The organism is Demequina aurantiaca (assembly GCF_000975135.1).
GTDB lineage: Bacteria > Actinomycetota > Actinomycetes > Actinomycetales > Demequinaceae > Demequina > Demequina aurantiaca.
The window spans coordinates 443584-458126 of the sequence record NZ_BBRF01000001.1; the positions used below are offsets into that span (position 1 = coordinate 443584).

General features: G+C 65.5%; 10 protein-coding genes and 1 tRNA gene. 4 read left to right on the plus strand and 7 right to left on the minus strand.

Features of this window, described 5'->3' with window-relative positions; all coding sequences use genetic code 11:
- The first annotated feature begins 207 nt into the window (after positions 1–207).
- Positions 208–1863: a DUF389 domain-containing protein gene (locus AOP73_RS01940; protein ID WP_061962958.1), complete on the plus strand. Its 1656-nt coding sequence runs from the start codon at positions 208–210 to the stop codon at positions 1861–1863.
- A gap of 50 nt (positions 1864–1913) precedes the next feature.
- Here the strand turns inward: AOP73_RS01940 and AOP73_RS01945 are convergent.
- The 4 genes from AOP73_RS01945 to tmk form a co-directional block, all read right to left on the minus strand.
- Positions 1914–1989, minus strand: a tRNA-Thr gene (locus AOP73_RS01945).
- A 40-nt stretch (positions 1990–2029) separates the two neighbouring features.
- Positions 2030–3610: an alpha/beta hydrolase gene (locus AOP73_RS01950; protein ID WP_061962959.1), complete on the minus strand. Its 1581-nt coding sequence runs from the start codon at positions 3608–3610 to the stop codon at positions 2030–2032.
- A gap of 34 nt (positions 3611–3644) precedes the next feature.
- On the minus strand, positions 3645–4781 hold the full coding sequence (locus AOP73_RS01955) for a DNA polymerase III subunit delta' (RefSeq protein WP_061962960.1): 1137 nt from the start codon (positions 4779–4781) through the stop codon (positions 3645–3647).
- Positions 4778–5416, minus strand: coding sequence for a dTMP kinase (tmk, locus tag AOP73_RS01960; protein WP_061962961.1), 639 nt, complete (start codon positions 5414–5416; stop codon positions 4778–4780). Before tmk ends, AOP73_RS01955 begins: the two co-directional genes overlap by 4 nt.
- 168 nt (positions 5417–5584) lie before the next feature.
- On the opposite strand from tmk, the gene AOP73_RS01965 reads away from it, so the two are divergent.
- Positions 5585–6280 (plus strand): SGNH/GDSL hydrolase family protein, encoded by a 696-nt coding sequence (locus AOP73_RS01965; protein WP_061962962.1) that lies wholly within the window; start codon positions 5585–5587, stop codon positions 6278–6280.
- A 12-nt stretch (positions 6281–6292) separates the two neighbouring features.
- Here AOP73_RS01965 and AOP73_RS01970 read toward each other — a convergent pair whose 3' ends face one another.
- Complete coding sequence (locus AOP73_RS01970) at positions 6293–7330, minus strand: Gfo/Idh/MocA family protein (protein WP_061962963.1); 1038 nt, start codon at positions 7328–7330, stop codon at positions 6293–6295.
- A gap of 176 nt (positions 7331–7506) precedes the next feature.
- On the opposite strand from AOP73_RS01970, the gene AOP73_RS01975 reads away from it, so the two are divergent.
- Complete coding sequence (locus tag AOP73_RS01975; protein WP_061962964.1) at positions 7507–8235, plus strand: DUF998 domain-containing protein; 729 nt, start codon at positions 7507–7509, stop codon at positions 8233–8235.
- Here AOP73_RS01975 and topA read toward each other — a convergent pair.
- A complete protein-coding gene (topA, locus tag AOP73_RS01980) occupies positions 8192–10879 on the minus strand; it encodes a type I DNA topoisomerase (protein WP_061962965.1) in 2688 nt (895 codons plus the stop codon). The genes AOP73_RS01975 and topA overlap by 44 nt on opposite strands.
- Positions 10880–11023: 144 nt before the next feature.
- Here topA and AOP73_RS01985 point away from each other — a divergent pair, with 144 nt between their 5' ends.
- Positions 11024–11857, plus strand: a complete 834-nt coding sequence (locus AOP73_RS01985; RefSeq protein WP_061962966.1) for an inositol monophosphatase family protein — start codon at positions 11024–11026, stop codon at positions 11855–11857.
- Here AOP73_RS01985 and AOP73_RS01990 read toward each other — a convergent pair.
- Positions 11841–14540, minus strand: a complete 2700-nt coding sequence (locus AOP73_RS01990) for a type VII secretion protein EccB (protein ID WP_061962967.1) — start codon at positions 14538–14540, stop codon at positions 11841–11843. The two genes, AOP73_RS01985 and AOP73_RS01990, sit on opposite strands and share 17 nt — an antisense overlap.
- Positions 14541–14543: the final 3 nt, after the last annotated feature.

Sequence of the window (14543 nt, forward strand, 5' to 3'; positions counted from 1 at the left end):
AGGGCGGTCAACGGCGCCGCAACCCGCACAACGATTCTCAAGAGCACTCCCTCAGTGACTTGGACGTTTCCCATCCACACTACGCCTCTGTTGAGTTCTGCGGAAGGGCGAAAGGTGAGGCCCAGATTCCCCTCGAAAACTCGGCGCGCCTCACCCCTCCCGCGGGACTACTATTAGCGCATCGTCCCGGGTAGAGGAGTGTCACGCATGGATGAAACAAAGGTCGACGCGCCCGCCAAGAAGAACTTCGTGGCCAACATTGAGTACGCCGCTCACGCGGTAGGAAACCCCGCGTCGATGCGAGGGGTTTTCGCCGTCATCGGCGGCCTGTTGGTCCTCCTCTTGCCTCAGGTGTCGAGCGCACTATTGCAACTCATCCTGATCGTCGGCCTCATCCTTTCGGCGGGCTCCGACATCGTGTACGCAATTATCGGCCGTCGTCGGTTTGGCAAGCGAGGCAACCGCTTCGTGGCTTTCCTGCGAGCGCTTGCTACTGTCCTTCTCCTGCTCCTCCTCCTACTGGCCCCTTACATCTCAAACGAGGGCGGGGAGGTTCGCCTTTCCATCGTTGTCGCAATCGTGGGGCTCTACATCATGGTGCGCGGACTCATCATCGTGATTCATGCGCTGGCACACAAGGAGGCCACTCACCGTGGCATCCGCATCACGGGCGGAATCGCCGCGATCTGCATTGGCGGACTTGCAAATGCCGCCCCCGAGCCCACCACAAACACCCTCATTGCGGGCGCGGCGGTATGTGCCATCGTGGGAGGACTCGTCCTGGTGGCTTGGGGATTCAGGCTGATCGAGACAGGTGAGACGAAGGTTGACCCCCGTACCGCCTCGCTTCCGGAAGTCCTCTGGGACTGGATCCGGGGCTCCAACGTGGGTAATAAGCGACGCGAGGAACTCGCGGATACGCTCTACTTCGAGAACCCGGGCAAATTCGACAAGATGTCCTCCTGGTGGATCATGCTCGTGCTGTCCGTCGCGATCGCCACCTTCGCAGTACTAGCCGACTCCACCGCCGTCGTCATCGGCGCCATGCTCGTTGCGCCGCTCATGGTGCCCATCCTCGGACTTGCTGGGGCGTTGGTCAACGGCTGGTCGCGCCGCGCGCTTCAGTCCGCGTTGCTGGTCGCGGCCGGCGTAGGAGTGTCTATTCTGCTTTCCTACGCATTTGCGGCGTGGGTACCGGTAGCGACAGCACTCGACACGAACTCTCAGATCACCTCTCGCGTCACGCCCACGTTGCTCGACATGCTGATCGCTGTGGCTGCCGGCGCCGCGGGCGCATTCGCCACCGTCAACAGCCGTGTCTCCGCGAGCATCGCGGGAGTCGCCATTGCCGTCGCCCTCGTACCCCCGCTGGCGGTGGTTGGCGTCACACTGCGCGCAGGGAACACGGACGATGCTGCGGGAGCGTTCCTGCTCTTCCTCACGAACTTCGTCGCCATCGTGATTGTCGCGGCGGTCGTCTTCATCCTGTCGGGCTTTGCGCGACCGCGAGCTCTCCGCGAGAACCCCACCAAGATGATCATCACGGTGGTGCCCTTCGTCGCCCTCGCCGCGGTCATCCTGCTCCCGCTGATGCTGACCTCAGAGGGAATCGTGTCGACCGCGACCAAGCAACGTGATGCCCAGAGCGTCGTCACTGACTGGGTTGGTGACTCTGAGAATCTGCTTGTTCAGGATGTGACCATCAACGAGGCGGAGGTCTCCGTGTCACTGATCGGGTCGGGCGCCACACCAGCCGTCGATCAGCTTCAGCAGTCTCTTCTCGAGAAGCTCGGCCACGCGGTCTCGGTCACCGTGACCCTGACTCCTGTCACGACAACACACGTACCCATCCCGACGGAGTAACTCCTTCACACATGCAAAAAGGCCCGGTCTGATGACCGGGCCTTTCTTGCTGGAGCCGCCTGTGGGAATCGAACCCACGACCTTTTCATTACGAGTGAAACGCTCTGCCGACTGAGCTAAGGCGGCGAGCCCGAATAATCCCGGGCCGAGCAGATAGTCTAGCGGGTCAACACTGCTTTCCAGAACTCGGCATCTCGCCGTCGACCATGTATCCGTCAACGGCGTCGATCACACACTGGTTGGAACGGCCGTAGGCAGTGTGACCCTCGCCGTCCCACTCGAGCAAGGACGCATTGCCGAGTCGATCCGTGAGGGACCGTGCCCACTTGATGGGGGTGGCCGGGTCGTTCGTGGTGCCAATCACCAGAATCGGTCCGGTTGCGCTCGTCGCGTCTAGGTTCTCGATGTGCTCGTTGGCCTCCCACTGCCAGCCGTCGCATCCGGTGCCAGCCGCATACGCAAAGCCGAGCGTGGGCGCCGCGGCGATCACGGCATCGGCGAAGTCGTTGTACTCCTCGATGGTGTACGGGTCCTCGAGGGGCGAGTCCATGCAACCAATCGCCGTAAAGGCCTCGGTGGAATTGGAGCTGTAGTTGCCGCTGGACGGGTCGCGGTCTAGGTAAAAGTTTGCCAGTTGGAAGATGACGGACGCCGTCTTGTCCCTGAGCACCTCGTTGAGCCCGTTCATCAGGTAGGGCCAGGACGTCTGGTCATACAGCGTGACCGCAATGCCATAGAACATGAGGGTGCCGTTGACGTCCATCTCGTGCCCCGAGGGGTATCCAGTGTCCTGGGCGGTGACGGTCATGTCGTGGATCTGCTGCTTGGCGGTGGCAGTGTTGCCGTCCAGGAGACATTCCTCCTGCGAGTGGCACCACTCAACGAAGTTGCCGAGAGCGAGCTCAAAACCGCTGGCCTGGTCAACCGAGATCTGGGTGTCGTCCAGCAGGAAGTCCACCGCACCATCGAGCGTCATTCGGCCCACGTTCGTGGGGTAGAGCTCCGCGTAGGTCGCCCCCAACTCCGTGCCATACGAATAGCCCAGAAAGTTCAACTGCTCGTCACCGAGGACTGAGCGAATCACGTCCATGTCTCGAGCGGCGCTGACGGTGTCCACGTTCTCCCACACTGGCCCGGTGAGCTCACGGCAGTTGTTCGTGAATTCAATGAAGGTTTGGCGGGCGGCATCGATGTCGGCTTGCGTGTTAAGCACCACGTCCGGCAGGTAGTACGCGTCGAGCGCGGCCCCGTCACCACAGTTCACGCCGGAGGACTGCCCCACACCTCGCGGGTCGAACCCGATCACGTCGTACGCATCCAGGAGGTCGTCGCCCGCGATCGATACGAAGTATTCGGCGAAGCTCAGCCCCTCGCCGCCGGGTCCGCCCGGGTTGATCAGCATCGACCCCAATCGCCTGTCGGAGTCGAGCGCGACGTGGCGATTGATCGCAACCCCAAAGGTAGGACCGTCAGGATTCGACCAGTCCACCGGCACCTGCACCGTCGAGCACTCGAGCTCGTCGCACGGCGACCAGGTGAGCTGCTGGTTGTAGACACGAGAGTCGCCGGGATTGGCCGGGCTGGCCGTCCCACCTGGGGCAACGGCCGATGCGCTGGGGTCTGCGGTTGACGCGACAGTGGGGGTGTCGCTGGGTGACACCTGGTCGCGCTCCGGCACACACCCCGTGAGGACTAGGCCGAACGCTGCGATGGCCGCGACTGTTCCAAGGAGGGTGCGCCTGTTCATGTGCTCAAGTTTATGGGGTCGGATAGAGGCGGCCCTACGTGGCCGGTCGCAGCGCGAGCGCCATGGCCTCGAGCGCAAGAAGCGGAGACACGTTTCCCGCCAGCCGCCTTCGCGCGGTCGACAGCGCGTCGAGGCAGCGCATCGTGTCCGCGAGCGTGGTCCGACCCGCCAGTTGCTCGATGTGGCTGCGGTGCGCCTCGTTGATCAGCTCTACCTGCGCGCCCACCTGGGTAGCGGCGACATCGCGATACAGCGACTGCAGATCGGTGATGGCGCGATCCAGGACGTCGCGCTTGAGTCGCGTGGCGCGCCGCTTCTGGTTGTCTTCCAGTTGCTTCACCTGAGCGCGCAACGCCGGCGGGAGCCTACCGCCATCGTCAGCACCCAGCGTCCGCAGCAGCGCGTTGCGCTCGTCCGCGTCACGTTCCTCGGATGAGGCCTTGGCGTCCTGCTCGGAAACGGCGACGAGGTCTGCGGCGGCCAGCACCGCGTCGCCCACGCCGCGAATCTCCGTGGCAAGGGCCACAATCTGGTCACGCCTCGCACGCGCGCCCGGGTCGCGCGCCAGTCGCCGGGCCACCCCGATGTGGCTCTGCGCGGCAAGTGCTACCTCGCGCGCCAACGCGGGCTCCACCCCATCACGGGTCATCAGCAACTGCGCCACCGCATCGGGATCCGGCATCCGCAAGCTCACGACGCGGGAGCGCGAACGAATCGTCACCGCCACGTCCTGCGCGGCAGGCGCGCAGAGCAACCACACGGTGCGCGGCGGGGGCTCCTCGATTGACTTCAGGAGCACATTGGACGTGCGCTCGGTCATGCGGTCGGCATCCTCGACCACGATGACTCGCCACTTGCCCTGGCTGGGGGCGCTCTGTGCGACGGATATGAGGTCCCGCACCTCGTCGATGCTGATCGTCACCTTCTCCGTAGCGAGGAGGGTCACGTCAGCGTGCGCGCCAGACAACGCCGTCTGGCATTCGCGACACGTGCCACACCCGCCGTTGTCACACTGCAAGGCGGCTGCGAACGCACGGGCGGCATGCGAGCGTCCCGAGCCGGGAGGCCCGGTGATCAACCACGCATGCGTCATCGAATCCGTTGAGCCGACCGCAGCGCGAAGCGGCGCAATCTGCTCCTCCTGGCCCACAACATCGTCCCAGACACTCATGGGGCGCCGCCTTCACCAGCACGCGACATGGCATCCGTCACCGCAGCGGCGACATCAGCGAAAACTTCGTCGATGCTGTGAGCGGCGTTGATCACGACGTAGCGCCCCGGCGCCCGCGCGGCGAGCTTGAGGAATCCCTGACGCATCTGCGAGGCGTGAACCGAAGTCTCGCGCTCCACCCGGTCGAGCTCGCGCTCGAGTCGGCCCGACGCGGGCTCCATGTCCAACACCACGGTGAGATCGGGCAGCAATCCTTCGGTCGCCCACAGGGAAATCCGCTCGACCTCGTCGCCGAGGCCGCGCGCACCGCCCTGATACACAATCGACGAATCGAAGTACCGGTCCTGCACCACAACGGACCCAGCCTCAAGCGCGGGACGCACCAAAGACTCCACGTGGTGGGCGCGGTCGGCGGCATAGAGCAACGCCTCGGCGCGTGGCGCGACGTGTCCGCCGTGCATGATGACCTGGCGCAACTCGCGACCCAGATCCGTGCCGCCGGGCTCCCTTGTGGTCACCACATCGTGAGACCCGCCGGCCTCGGAGCGCAGCAACTCAGCGAGGCGCTCGATCTGCGTGGTCTTGCCCACGCCGTCGCCGCCCTCGAACACCACAAAGAATCCACGCGAGGCCATGTGGCTACGCTACCGGGCGCCACCCACACGGGACGACCGCTGGGGCGACTGCCGCAGCAAAGCTAGCCTCAGCATCGGCCGCGTGTACCAAACCGCGTGCCGCACCGGTGCGAATACATGACAGAGAGCGCACCGCGCGCCTCTGGGAGACGAAGGAAGAGGCACATCATGACCACCCGCTGGGCTCTCGCCACCGCTGCCGCCGTGACCCTGGTGGCCGCCGCCTGCGCGGGGCCAGCGACGCAAGAAACCTCGCCCGCCGCACCATCGGCCGATGCGCCGGTCGCCTTGTTCCTTGGCGACTCCTACGCGCAGGGGACGGGGCTCAGCGAGGCGGATCTTCACGCGAGATGGACGACGGTACTGTCCGCGCGTGCGGGCTGGGCGGAGGTGAACGCCGGGTGTAACGGCTCCGGCTACACGCGCCGAGGTGGGGTATGCGCAAGCAACTATGTGGAACGGGTGCCCGCCCTTGCCGAGGCGGATGCCGACATCGTGATCGTGTCCGGAGGGGTCAACGACCTCAGCGCGTCACGCGAACTCATCGACATGCGCGTGCCCGAAACCTTCAAGGCACTGCGGGAGTCGTTCCCTGAGGCACAGATCTATGCCGTCAACGGCATCTTCTACACGGGACTCGTGACGCCTGCTCTGCTCGCCTACCTGAACGAGGCGATCGAGCACGCGGTCACCGAGGCGGGTGGCCACTATCTGGATATTGGCGAGCCACTTCTCGGGCACCCCGAACTCATGGGGCCGGATACGCTACACCCGAACCCCGCCGGGCACGCGAAGATCGCTGACCTGACCCTGGCAGAGTTGAGCCGCGTTGGGGCGCCCGTTCCGTCGCCGAGCGAATCCTAGTCAGTCTGATTACTACTCACCGGGGTAGACGACCCCAACCTGTGCCCGGATCTCATCGAGGATGCGCATGAGCTCGAGCGACTGATCGAGAGTGTGGAGCGGGCTCTCGGTCTCACCCGCAGCAATGCGGCGTGCGCACTCGGCGGCCTCGTACTGGAAGCCGTTCTCAATCATGCCATCGAACGACCACCGGGTGCCGTCGAGCAGCTCCACGGTGAACGAGGTGGGGTTGTAGAACGTCCCCTCGATGTGCAGTTCGCCCTTGGTGCCACCGACGTGCGCGATGCACGACGTACGGGACTCCATCGTGGTGGTGAGCGATGCCTGGGCGCCCTTGCTGGGATAGTCGAAGATCATCGAGATCTGACCGTCGACGCCCGCATCGCGGAGTCGACCCACGGACGTGATCGACTCTGGTACACCCAGGATGTCGTGCGCGAAAGCGACCGGGTAGATGCCAAGGTCCAGCAACGCGCCACCGGCGAGTTCCGGACGAATCATGCGCTCAACGTGCGTGAGCATCTGGCCATGGTCGGCAACGACCGAGCCCACCTCGCCGATGTCGCCGCGGGCGATCACTTCGCGCACCGCGTACATGTGTGGCAGGTGACGGGCCCACATGGCCTCCATCACAAAGACGCCCTTGGCCCGCGCGGCGTCAACGATCAGCTGAGCCTGTGCGGAGTTCTGAGTGAAGGACTTCTCGACGAGCACGTGCTTGCCTGCATTGATGGCGAGCAGTGCGGGCTCGTGGTGGTGGTTGTGCGTGGTCGCAACATAAACAATATCGACGTCGGGATCCGCGACGAGCTCCTCGTAAGAGCCGTAGGCGGTGGGGACGCCCATCTCGTCAGCAAAGGCCTGCGCACGCTCCTGGCTCGACGCCGCGGCCACGGCCACGACCGACGAGGCGGTGTGATTGGTGACAGCATCGGCGAGCTTGCGGGCAATACCGCCTGCGCCAAGGATGCCCCAGCGATACGCGGGTGCGTCCATGGGGTCGGGGGCGGGTGCGGTGAACGGGACGGGAGTGGCTTCGTTGGCAGTCATAACGTCACCTTAGCAACGCGCACGACCTGCGGCATGCCTCGCGCCCAAGATTCGTTGTTTCCTAGCGCAAACCCACACGTCCCTCGCTTCCGCGGCGTGCGCACCCTCGAACGCCCGCGCGCTACCCCGCTCGTGCAGCGGACCAATCCTAGAGAGCCGGGATGCGAACTAGCGGCATGAGAGCATCCAGAAGTCACCGTCCCTCACCGATCAGCACCCGCACCCTTGGCGCCATCGCGATCACGGGCGCCGCCGTCTGGATCGCGACCGTCGCGGCGTTCCACCTGATCCGCCCCGACCTCGCCCCCGGCAACGCGTACATCTCGAACTATGCGCGCGGCGACTGGGCCTGGGTCATTCGCCTGGCGTTTCTGATCAACGCGGCGGGGTGGGCAGCGGCGGGCATCGGCCTGCGCCGATCGCTCGCAGGGATTCGGGGCGCCACCGGGCTCGCGGCGCTCGCAGGCATTGCCGCGCTCGGGATGTTCACCGCGGGCGTCTTCCGCGCAGACCCGCTCGGCACCGAGTCTCACAGCATCGAGGGCATCGTCCACTCGCGAGCTGCGGGCGCCGCGTTCATCGCGCTTATTTTGCTCGGTTTTGTGGGGTGGGCCGTCTTCCGTACGGCCGATGCTTGGGCCCGCTGGGCAATCCCGTCACTCGTCTTTGGCTTCCTGGCGCTCATCCTGTTCGCCACGTTCACCGCATGGCCAATGGTGGTGGGCGACGGGTTCGGCTGGTGGCAGCGCGCACTCGCCGCGGTGCTCATCCCTGGGTGGCTTTGGGCGCTCGGAATGCGTCTTCGCACGCCAGCCGGTGGTCGCGCAAAGATGCAACGTGCCCCGGCTGGCAAGCGAGCGACTACTTCTTCTTTGGCGCAGCCTTCTTCGCGGGAGCCTTCTTAGCAGCGGGCTTCTTGGCAGGTGCCTTCTTCTTGGCGGGAGCACGCTTCTTCTTTGCCGGACCCTTGGCGCGCTTGTCCGCGAGCAACTCCACGGCACGCTCGTGGTTCATCTCGTCCACGGTTTCGCCGCGCGGGATGGTCACGTTGGTTTCGCCGTCGGTAATGTACTCACCAAAACGGCCGGCCTTGATGACGATCGGCTTCTCGCTGGCGGGGTCAGTGCCCAACTCCTTGAGGGGCGGCGCGGCGGTGCGGCCACGTCCTCGCTTGGGCTGCGCGTAAATGGCCAGCGCCTCGTCAAGCGTGATGTCCAGCAGTTGGTCCTCGGAGTCAATGGTGCGCGAGTCCGTGCCCTTCTTCAGGTACGGGCCGTAGCGGCCGTTCTGGGCCGTGATCTCGGTGTTGTCCTCAGGGTCGACTCCCACGACGCGCGGCAAGCTCATGAGCACCACCGCGTCGTCCAGGCCAATGGTCTCAAGTTGCATCGACTTGAACAGTGACGCCGTCTTAGGCCGATCCTTGGAATCCTCGGGCAGAACCTCGGTCACGTACGGACCAAAGCGACCAGCCTTCGCGACGATGGTGCGGCCGGTTTCCGGGTGGGAACCCAGTTCGCGCTCGTCCCCGCCCTGGTTCGCGAACAATTCCTCGGCCTTGGCGACAGTGAGCTCATCGGGTGCCAAGTCCTCGGGAATCGAGGCGCGCTGCTGCTCGCCGTCGACCTCGCGCTCCACGTATGGACCGTAGCGGCCGTTGCGGGCGGCGATACCGTCACCGATCATGAACGTATTGATGGCGCGGGCATCGATCTCGCCCATGTTCTCGAGGAGCTCGCGCAGGCCCTGCTGCTCGACATTGGGGCTACCAAAGTAGAACTCCTGCAGCCAGTCCTTCATGGCGCGGTCGCCGGCAGCGATCCGGTCCAGCCCTGCCTCCATGTCCGCCGTAAATCCGTAGTCCACGAGCGACGGGAAGTGCTCCTCAAGCAGTCCCACAATGGAGAACGCGAGCCAGGTTGGCACCAGGTTGCGGCGCACGATGCTTACATAGCCGCGCGAAATGATCGTGTCCACCGTGGACGCGTACGTCGACGGGCGACCCAGCTTGCGGTCCTCGAGTTCCTTGATCATCGCGCCCTGAGTGAAGCGGGGCGGCGGGTTGGTCGCGTGAGTGATGGGCTCGAGGTCGCTGGCATCAACACCGTCGCCCTCGGCCACCTGCGGCAGGCGCGAGTCGCCGTCAGACGGCTGCTTGCCGTCCTCGTCCTCGTACCGCTTCGCCTCAGTAGTCTCGATGTAGAGCGCGCGGAAGCCGGGCGAGGTGAGGATGGTGCCGGACTTGGTGAACTCGACGGCGTGACCGGCGGAGGACTTCGCGCCGATCGTGATGGTCGAGGTGGTTCCCACGGCGTCCGACATCTGCGAGGCGAGCGTGCGCTTCCAGATCATCTCGTACATGCGGAACTCGTCGCCGCGAAGCTGCGTACGCAGCGACTCGGGCGTGCGGAACTTGTCGCCCGACGGGCGGATGGCCTCGTGCGCCTCTTGGGCGTTCGAATCTGCCGACGCATAGATGCGCGGCGAGGTCGGCACGGCATCCGAGCCGAACAGATCGATGGCCTGAGAACGGGCGGCCTTGATGGCCTCGCTCGACAGGGTGGGCGAGTCGGAACGCATATAAGTGATGTAACCCTGCTGGTACAGGGCCTGCGCGACGCCCATCGCCTGACGCGCACCGAGGCTCAGCTTGCGGCTGGACTCCTGGATGAGCGACGACGTGATGAACGGCGCCACCGGGCGCTTCTTGTACGGCTTCGAGGCCACATTGACAACGGAGAAGTCGGCGTTGGCGAGGCCGGCCGCCAGCGCGCCAGCGGCCCCGGCAGTCAGGTGATGGGCCTTGTCTGACGTGAGTACGCCGCGGTCGTCAAAGTCCTTACCGCTCGCGACGCGAGCGCCGTCCACCTTGGCGAGCTTGGCGGCAAACTTGGTCCCCGCATCGGGCCCGGCCTTCGCGGCGAACGTCGCGGTGAGGTCCCAATACTCGGCACTCTGGAACGCCATGCGCTCCTTCTCGCGGTCCACCACGAGGCGCAGCGCAACCGACTGCACGCGACCGGCACTCGAGCCCTGACCCACCTTGCGGCGCATCACGTCGGACATGTCCCAGCCGTACAGGCGGTCCAGGATGCGGCGCGTCTCCTGCGCCTCCACCATCTCCATGTCGATGTCGCGCGGCGCCGCCATGGCACGCTCGATGCCCTCGCGGGTGATCTCGTGGAAAGCCAGGCGCTTAACTGGCACTTTGGGCTTGAGCACCTCGAGCAGGTGCCACGCGATGGCCTCTCCCTCACGGTCCTCATCAGTTGCGAGATAGAGCTCGTCGGCGTCCTTGAGTCGGCGCTTGATGTCCGCCACAGTCTTCTTGGCGCGCACCGACACCTGATAATACGGCTCAAAGCCGTTGTCCACATCGACGCCGTACTTACCGAATGGCCCCTTCTTGACCTCCACAGGCATCTCCCGGGGTTCGGGGATGTCGCGAATGTGACCCACGCTCGACACGACGTCGTAGTCGTCGCCAAGGTAACCGCCAATGGTTCCGGCCTTGGTGGGAGACTCGACGATCACGAGTTTGCGGGTCATGGGACCTACTTTCTAGTCAGATGGCGTGAGCCCAAAAGATGCGGGGCGCGTCGGTCACAGAATACATACCGAAACCGATGCCGCCACCCGGGGGCCTGATGAGGCGTTTACCTTTTCGTTGCTTTGGGGTGTCACCATGGGCCTATGGACATCACCCGCGTAGCCCTGGCAATGACCGATGCGGCCGATGCCGAAATCCGGCCCAGATTCCGTGCCCTCGCCGACGGCGATATCGCACTCAAGGGCCCGAACGACTACGTCACCGAGGCGGACAAGAACGCCGAGATCTTTCTCACGAGGCGCCTGCGAGAGATCGTCGATGCCCCCGTCGTGGGCGAGGAGGCGACCGCCGACAACCCAGCGCTCCCCGACCTTCTAGCCGATGCATCGGCCGCCTGGGTTGTCGACCCCGTCGACGGCACGTATCACTTTGTGCACGGTTCCGAGACGTACGCGGTCATGGTGGCGTACATGGAAGCGGGGGTCGCGACCGCGGGTTGGATCCTGCACCCTGAGACTGGAGACCTATATATAGGAGTACGCGGCAAGGGCGCGACCCTCAACGGCAAGCCGATTCCCGCCCGGGTCGTCGGAGACGCTGCGTCCGGTGGGCGCACTCTCGGCACCCTACGCGGCGCGGCATCGGCCCGCTATGTGGATCCGGACGCCAGGTACGCGCTCCTGGAGGCGCAGGCGAGCATCGGCGAGATTGCCGAGCCGCGCATGTGCGCCGGCTGGGACTACGCCGACCTGCTGCTGGGCAATACTGACTATCTGCTGTTTTCCCGCACACACCCGTGGGACCACGCCCCGGGTGCGGCAATTGTGCGTGAAGCGGGTTTCACCGTGCGCAGGCTCGATGGCGCCGAGTATCTTCCCGGCGTCCCTGGAGCCCCCCTGCTGACGGCGCCCGACGAGATCTGGCTGGACGTGGCGGACGCCCTCGCGAGCAGGGCGGGCATTACCCTTCGGGCGTAATGCGCGTGGAGGCGCCTTTGATTTGGTCGAGCATCCCGTCGCCCTGATCGACCTTGGGGGCCACCACATCCGCCTGTCGACGTACCACCAACACGGTAGCGAGCGTCGCCAACAGCACTGCAGCGGCCAGCGTGACCACCACGAACATCGTCTGCGACTGCACGAACGGCGACTCGGTCTGATGTGGCACGAGCGCCACCGTGGGAGCGTCCACGGTCAGTCCGCTCTGGCCGGTGAACGGGTTGGCCGGGCCACGCTCGCCGCTGCCTGGCACCATCACGAGGGCGTCATAGGGCTGAACGTTGCCCCACCCCACCACATCGCTACGGACATCGGGGTTGCCGCGGGTGGCGCTCGCCATCAGGCGATACTGCCACTGGGCGGGAGTCTCCCCTGCGTGGGTATCCGCGACCAAGGCCGCCGCGCCGCTCGCGTAAGCGGTCGCGTAGCTCGACGACGGCTTGTCATTCGCGTACATGCAGTCGCCACCGGTAGACATCGCGGTCAGAACGTCCTGCCCCGGTGCTGCGAGTTCGACGTGTGAGCCGTGGATCGAATCGGACGTCCCGTTGCCCGCCGCGTCCACCGCCGTCACCGCGAGGGCGGCGGGGTACGCGGCCGGATAGCGCGGGCCGTCGAGTTCGCTGGTCGCGGTTTGGCGGTTGCCCGCGCTGGCGACCACGAGGGCACCTCGCGCGTCGGCATAGGCCACGGCCTCGCGCACCCCGGAGTCGTCACCGGTGTCGCTGAGAGAGACGTTGATGATGTCCGCACCTTTGTCGACGGCCCAGCGAATGCCCTCCGCCATGCGCGCGGGCGTGGCGTCATATCCAGCCGCGATGGAGTCGTCATCAGTGCCGCGGAACACACGCACGGAGAGCAACGTCACGTCCGGAGCCACACCCACGACTCCGGATCCCGGTACCGATTGTGCGGCAATAATCCCCGCCACCTGAGTCCCATGACCGAACACGTCGGTCATCCCGCGCGCGTCCTCGCCGTCGCTCACCAGGTTGATGCCATCAACGACCACTCCGCGAAGGTGCTCGTTGTCAGCGTCGATTCCGGAGTCGACCACGGCAACGGTGACGCCTTCTCCGGTGGCGAGTGCGCTGGCCTCCATGGCCTGCAACATGCTCAGCGCCGGCGGCCGTTCATCGACGAACTGCTCCACCCCCGCTTCGCAAGCTTGCACTGTCGAGTCGGCAACAAAAGAGCGACCCCGCGCCAGGGAGCGCGGCACCGCGGCCGATGCCGTGGTCGCCGACGCGGCCGCCTCTGCTTCCCCCTCGGACGGTTGGGTAGACGAGTCGGGCGACGGTTGGTCCGTCACGGCCGGCACCCCTTGCGGCGTCCGGCGCGCGGCCTCGACGGTGAGATCGGGTCCGGCGGCGAAGAATTGCATCCACGCCGAGGTCGCCTGTCCCGCATCGTCAGTCGTGTACCCGAGGCGCAACAACACGTCGTCTATGCCTGGCGCGTCGTCGCCTGCCGACGCGGGAATTGCGTAGGCCGTGCCGAGTTCGTCGACGAGTACGTAGCCACTCACCGACTCGTCGCCCTCCCCTCCCGCCAACACCAGCGCTCCCCCACGCGCAGGAACTGACACCGTGGCGGAGTCAGGCACCGTTGAGGCCGTGGCGAGAATTGAGCCTGACACTCCACCTCCCTGTGCGTCGAGCAGCGCGCAGGGCAATGCATCAGCCGGCAGCTCCGTGAGCACCTCGGCGGGCCAGTCTGAACCGTAGTCGGATTCTGGGTCAGTCTCGATGCCGATGGTGTCGGATGAGGAGACCTCGACTGCCTCGCCAAGCAATGCGCCGGTCCCCATCAGGTAGAGCCGATACGCAAGCGGAGTCAAGGGGGCAAGCGTGCCCTCCGGGGTGACCAAATAGCGAGCCTCTGTCGCGTCCTGACTGATGACTTGACCCACTAACAGGTCGGTTCCCGGCGCTGGATTGCCCGCGCCCGCGATGGTCAGTGGATCGAGGTCGTCGCCTGCCGCGAACAGATTGAGCCACCGGCTGTCGACCTCGAGCGCCACCTGGTCCGCAAGCCCCACCTCGCGCAGCACCGACGACACGTTGTCCGGCGCGTCGGGCGACACGGCGTAGCGGTGGGAACCGGCGATGACGTACGTCATTCCGTCGCTAGCCACCACCGTGCCAGCGCCCTGGGGTGCGGGATCGGCGTTGCCCGCGAGGTCCACCGCGGTGCCGTCGCCCACAGGACACGCCACCCAGCCGCTATTGATGAGGTTCTCCGCGGCGGGGACATCGTCAGGCGCACCCACAATCCCGACCGTCGGGCCGATGGGGATCCCGTCGAGCGATCCGCTGTCGGTTCCCAAGACATTGAGTTCGCCACCGGGCGCCAGCAGCCGTGCGCTCGTGGAGTTGATGGCCGGATACAACGTGCCGTTGCTGGAAAAGTACCGCGCGCCCGAGTCGCTCACCAGAATCAGCGCGTTGGTTTCCCAATTTGGCGGCAAGCCTGGCTTGAGCAGCCCGTAAAAGATTCCCGCCACCAGCACCAATGCGGCGAGCGCGATGCCCGCGACCACCGCACGCATCGGCTTGGCTGGTTCGAGTTCCTTGCCTCCCGGAGCTCCGGCGGTGAAGGCGGTGAGCAGGCGGCGGCGACTGAAACTCTGAGCATCAATCAGGTCCTTCTTTGACGCCATCGG

Bases quoted from the DNA above. Each gene is read 5' to 3' on its own strand.
- AOP73_RS01985 (WP_061962966.1), top strand. From the start codon at position 11,024: ATGGACATCACCCGCGTAGCCCTGGCAATGACCGATGCGGCCGATGCC.
- AOP73_RS01950 (WP_061962959.1), bottom strand. From the start codon at position 3,610: ATGAACAGGCGCACCCTCCTTGGAACAGTCGCGGCCATCGCAGCGTTC.
- AOP73_RS01965 (WP_061962962.1), top strand. From the start codon at position 5,585: ATGACCACCCGCTGGGCTCTCGCCACCGCTGCCGCCGTGACCCTGGTG.
- topA (WP_061962965.1), bottom strand. From the start codon at position 10,879: ATGACCCGCAAACTCGTGATCGTCGAGTCTCCCACCAAGGCCGGAACC.
- tmk (WP_061962961.1), bottom strand. From the start codon at position 5,416: ATGGCCTCGCGTGGATTCTTTGTGGTGTTCGAGGGCGGCGACGGCGTG.
- AOP73_RS01990 (WP_061962967.1), bottom strand. From the start codon at position 14,540: ATGGCGTCAAAGAAGGACCTGATTGATGCTCAGAGTTTCAGTCGCCGC.
- AOP73_RS01970 (WP_061962963.1), bottom strand. From the start codon at position 7,330: ATGACTGCCAACGAAGCCACTCCCGTCCCGTTCACCGCACCCGCCCCC.
- AOP73_RS01940 (WP_061962958.1), top strand. From the start codon at position 208: ATGGATGAAACAAAGGTCGACGCGCCCGCCAAGAAGAACTTCGTGGCC.
- AOP73_RS01975 (WP_061962964.1), top strand. From the start codon at position 7,507: ATGAGAGCATCCAGAAGTCACCGTCCCTCACCGATCAGCACCCGCACC.
- AOP73_RS01955 (WP_061962960.1), bottom strand. From the start codon at position 4,781: ATGAGTGTCTGGGACGATGTTGTGGGCCAGGAGGAGCAGATTGCGCCG.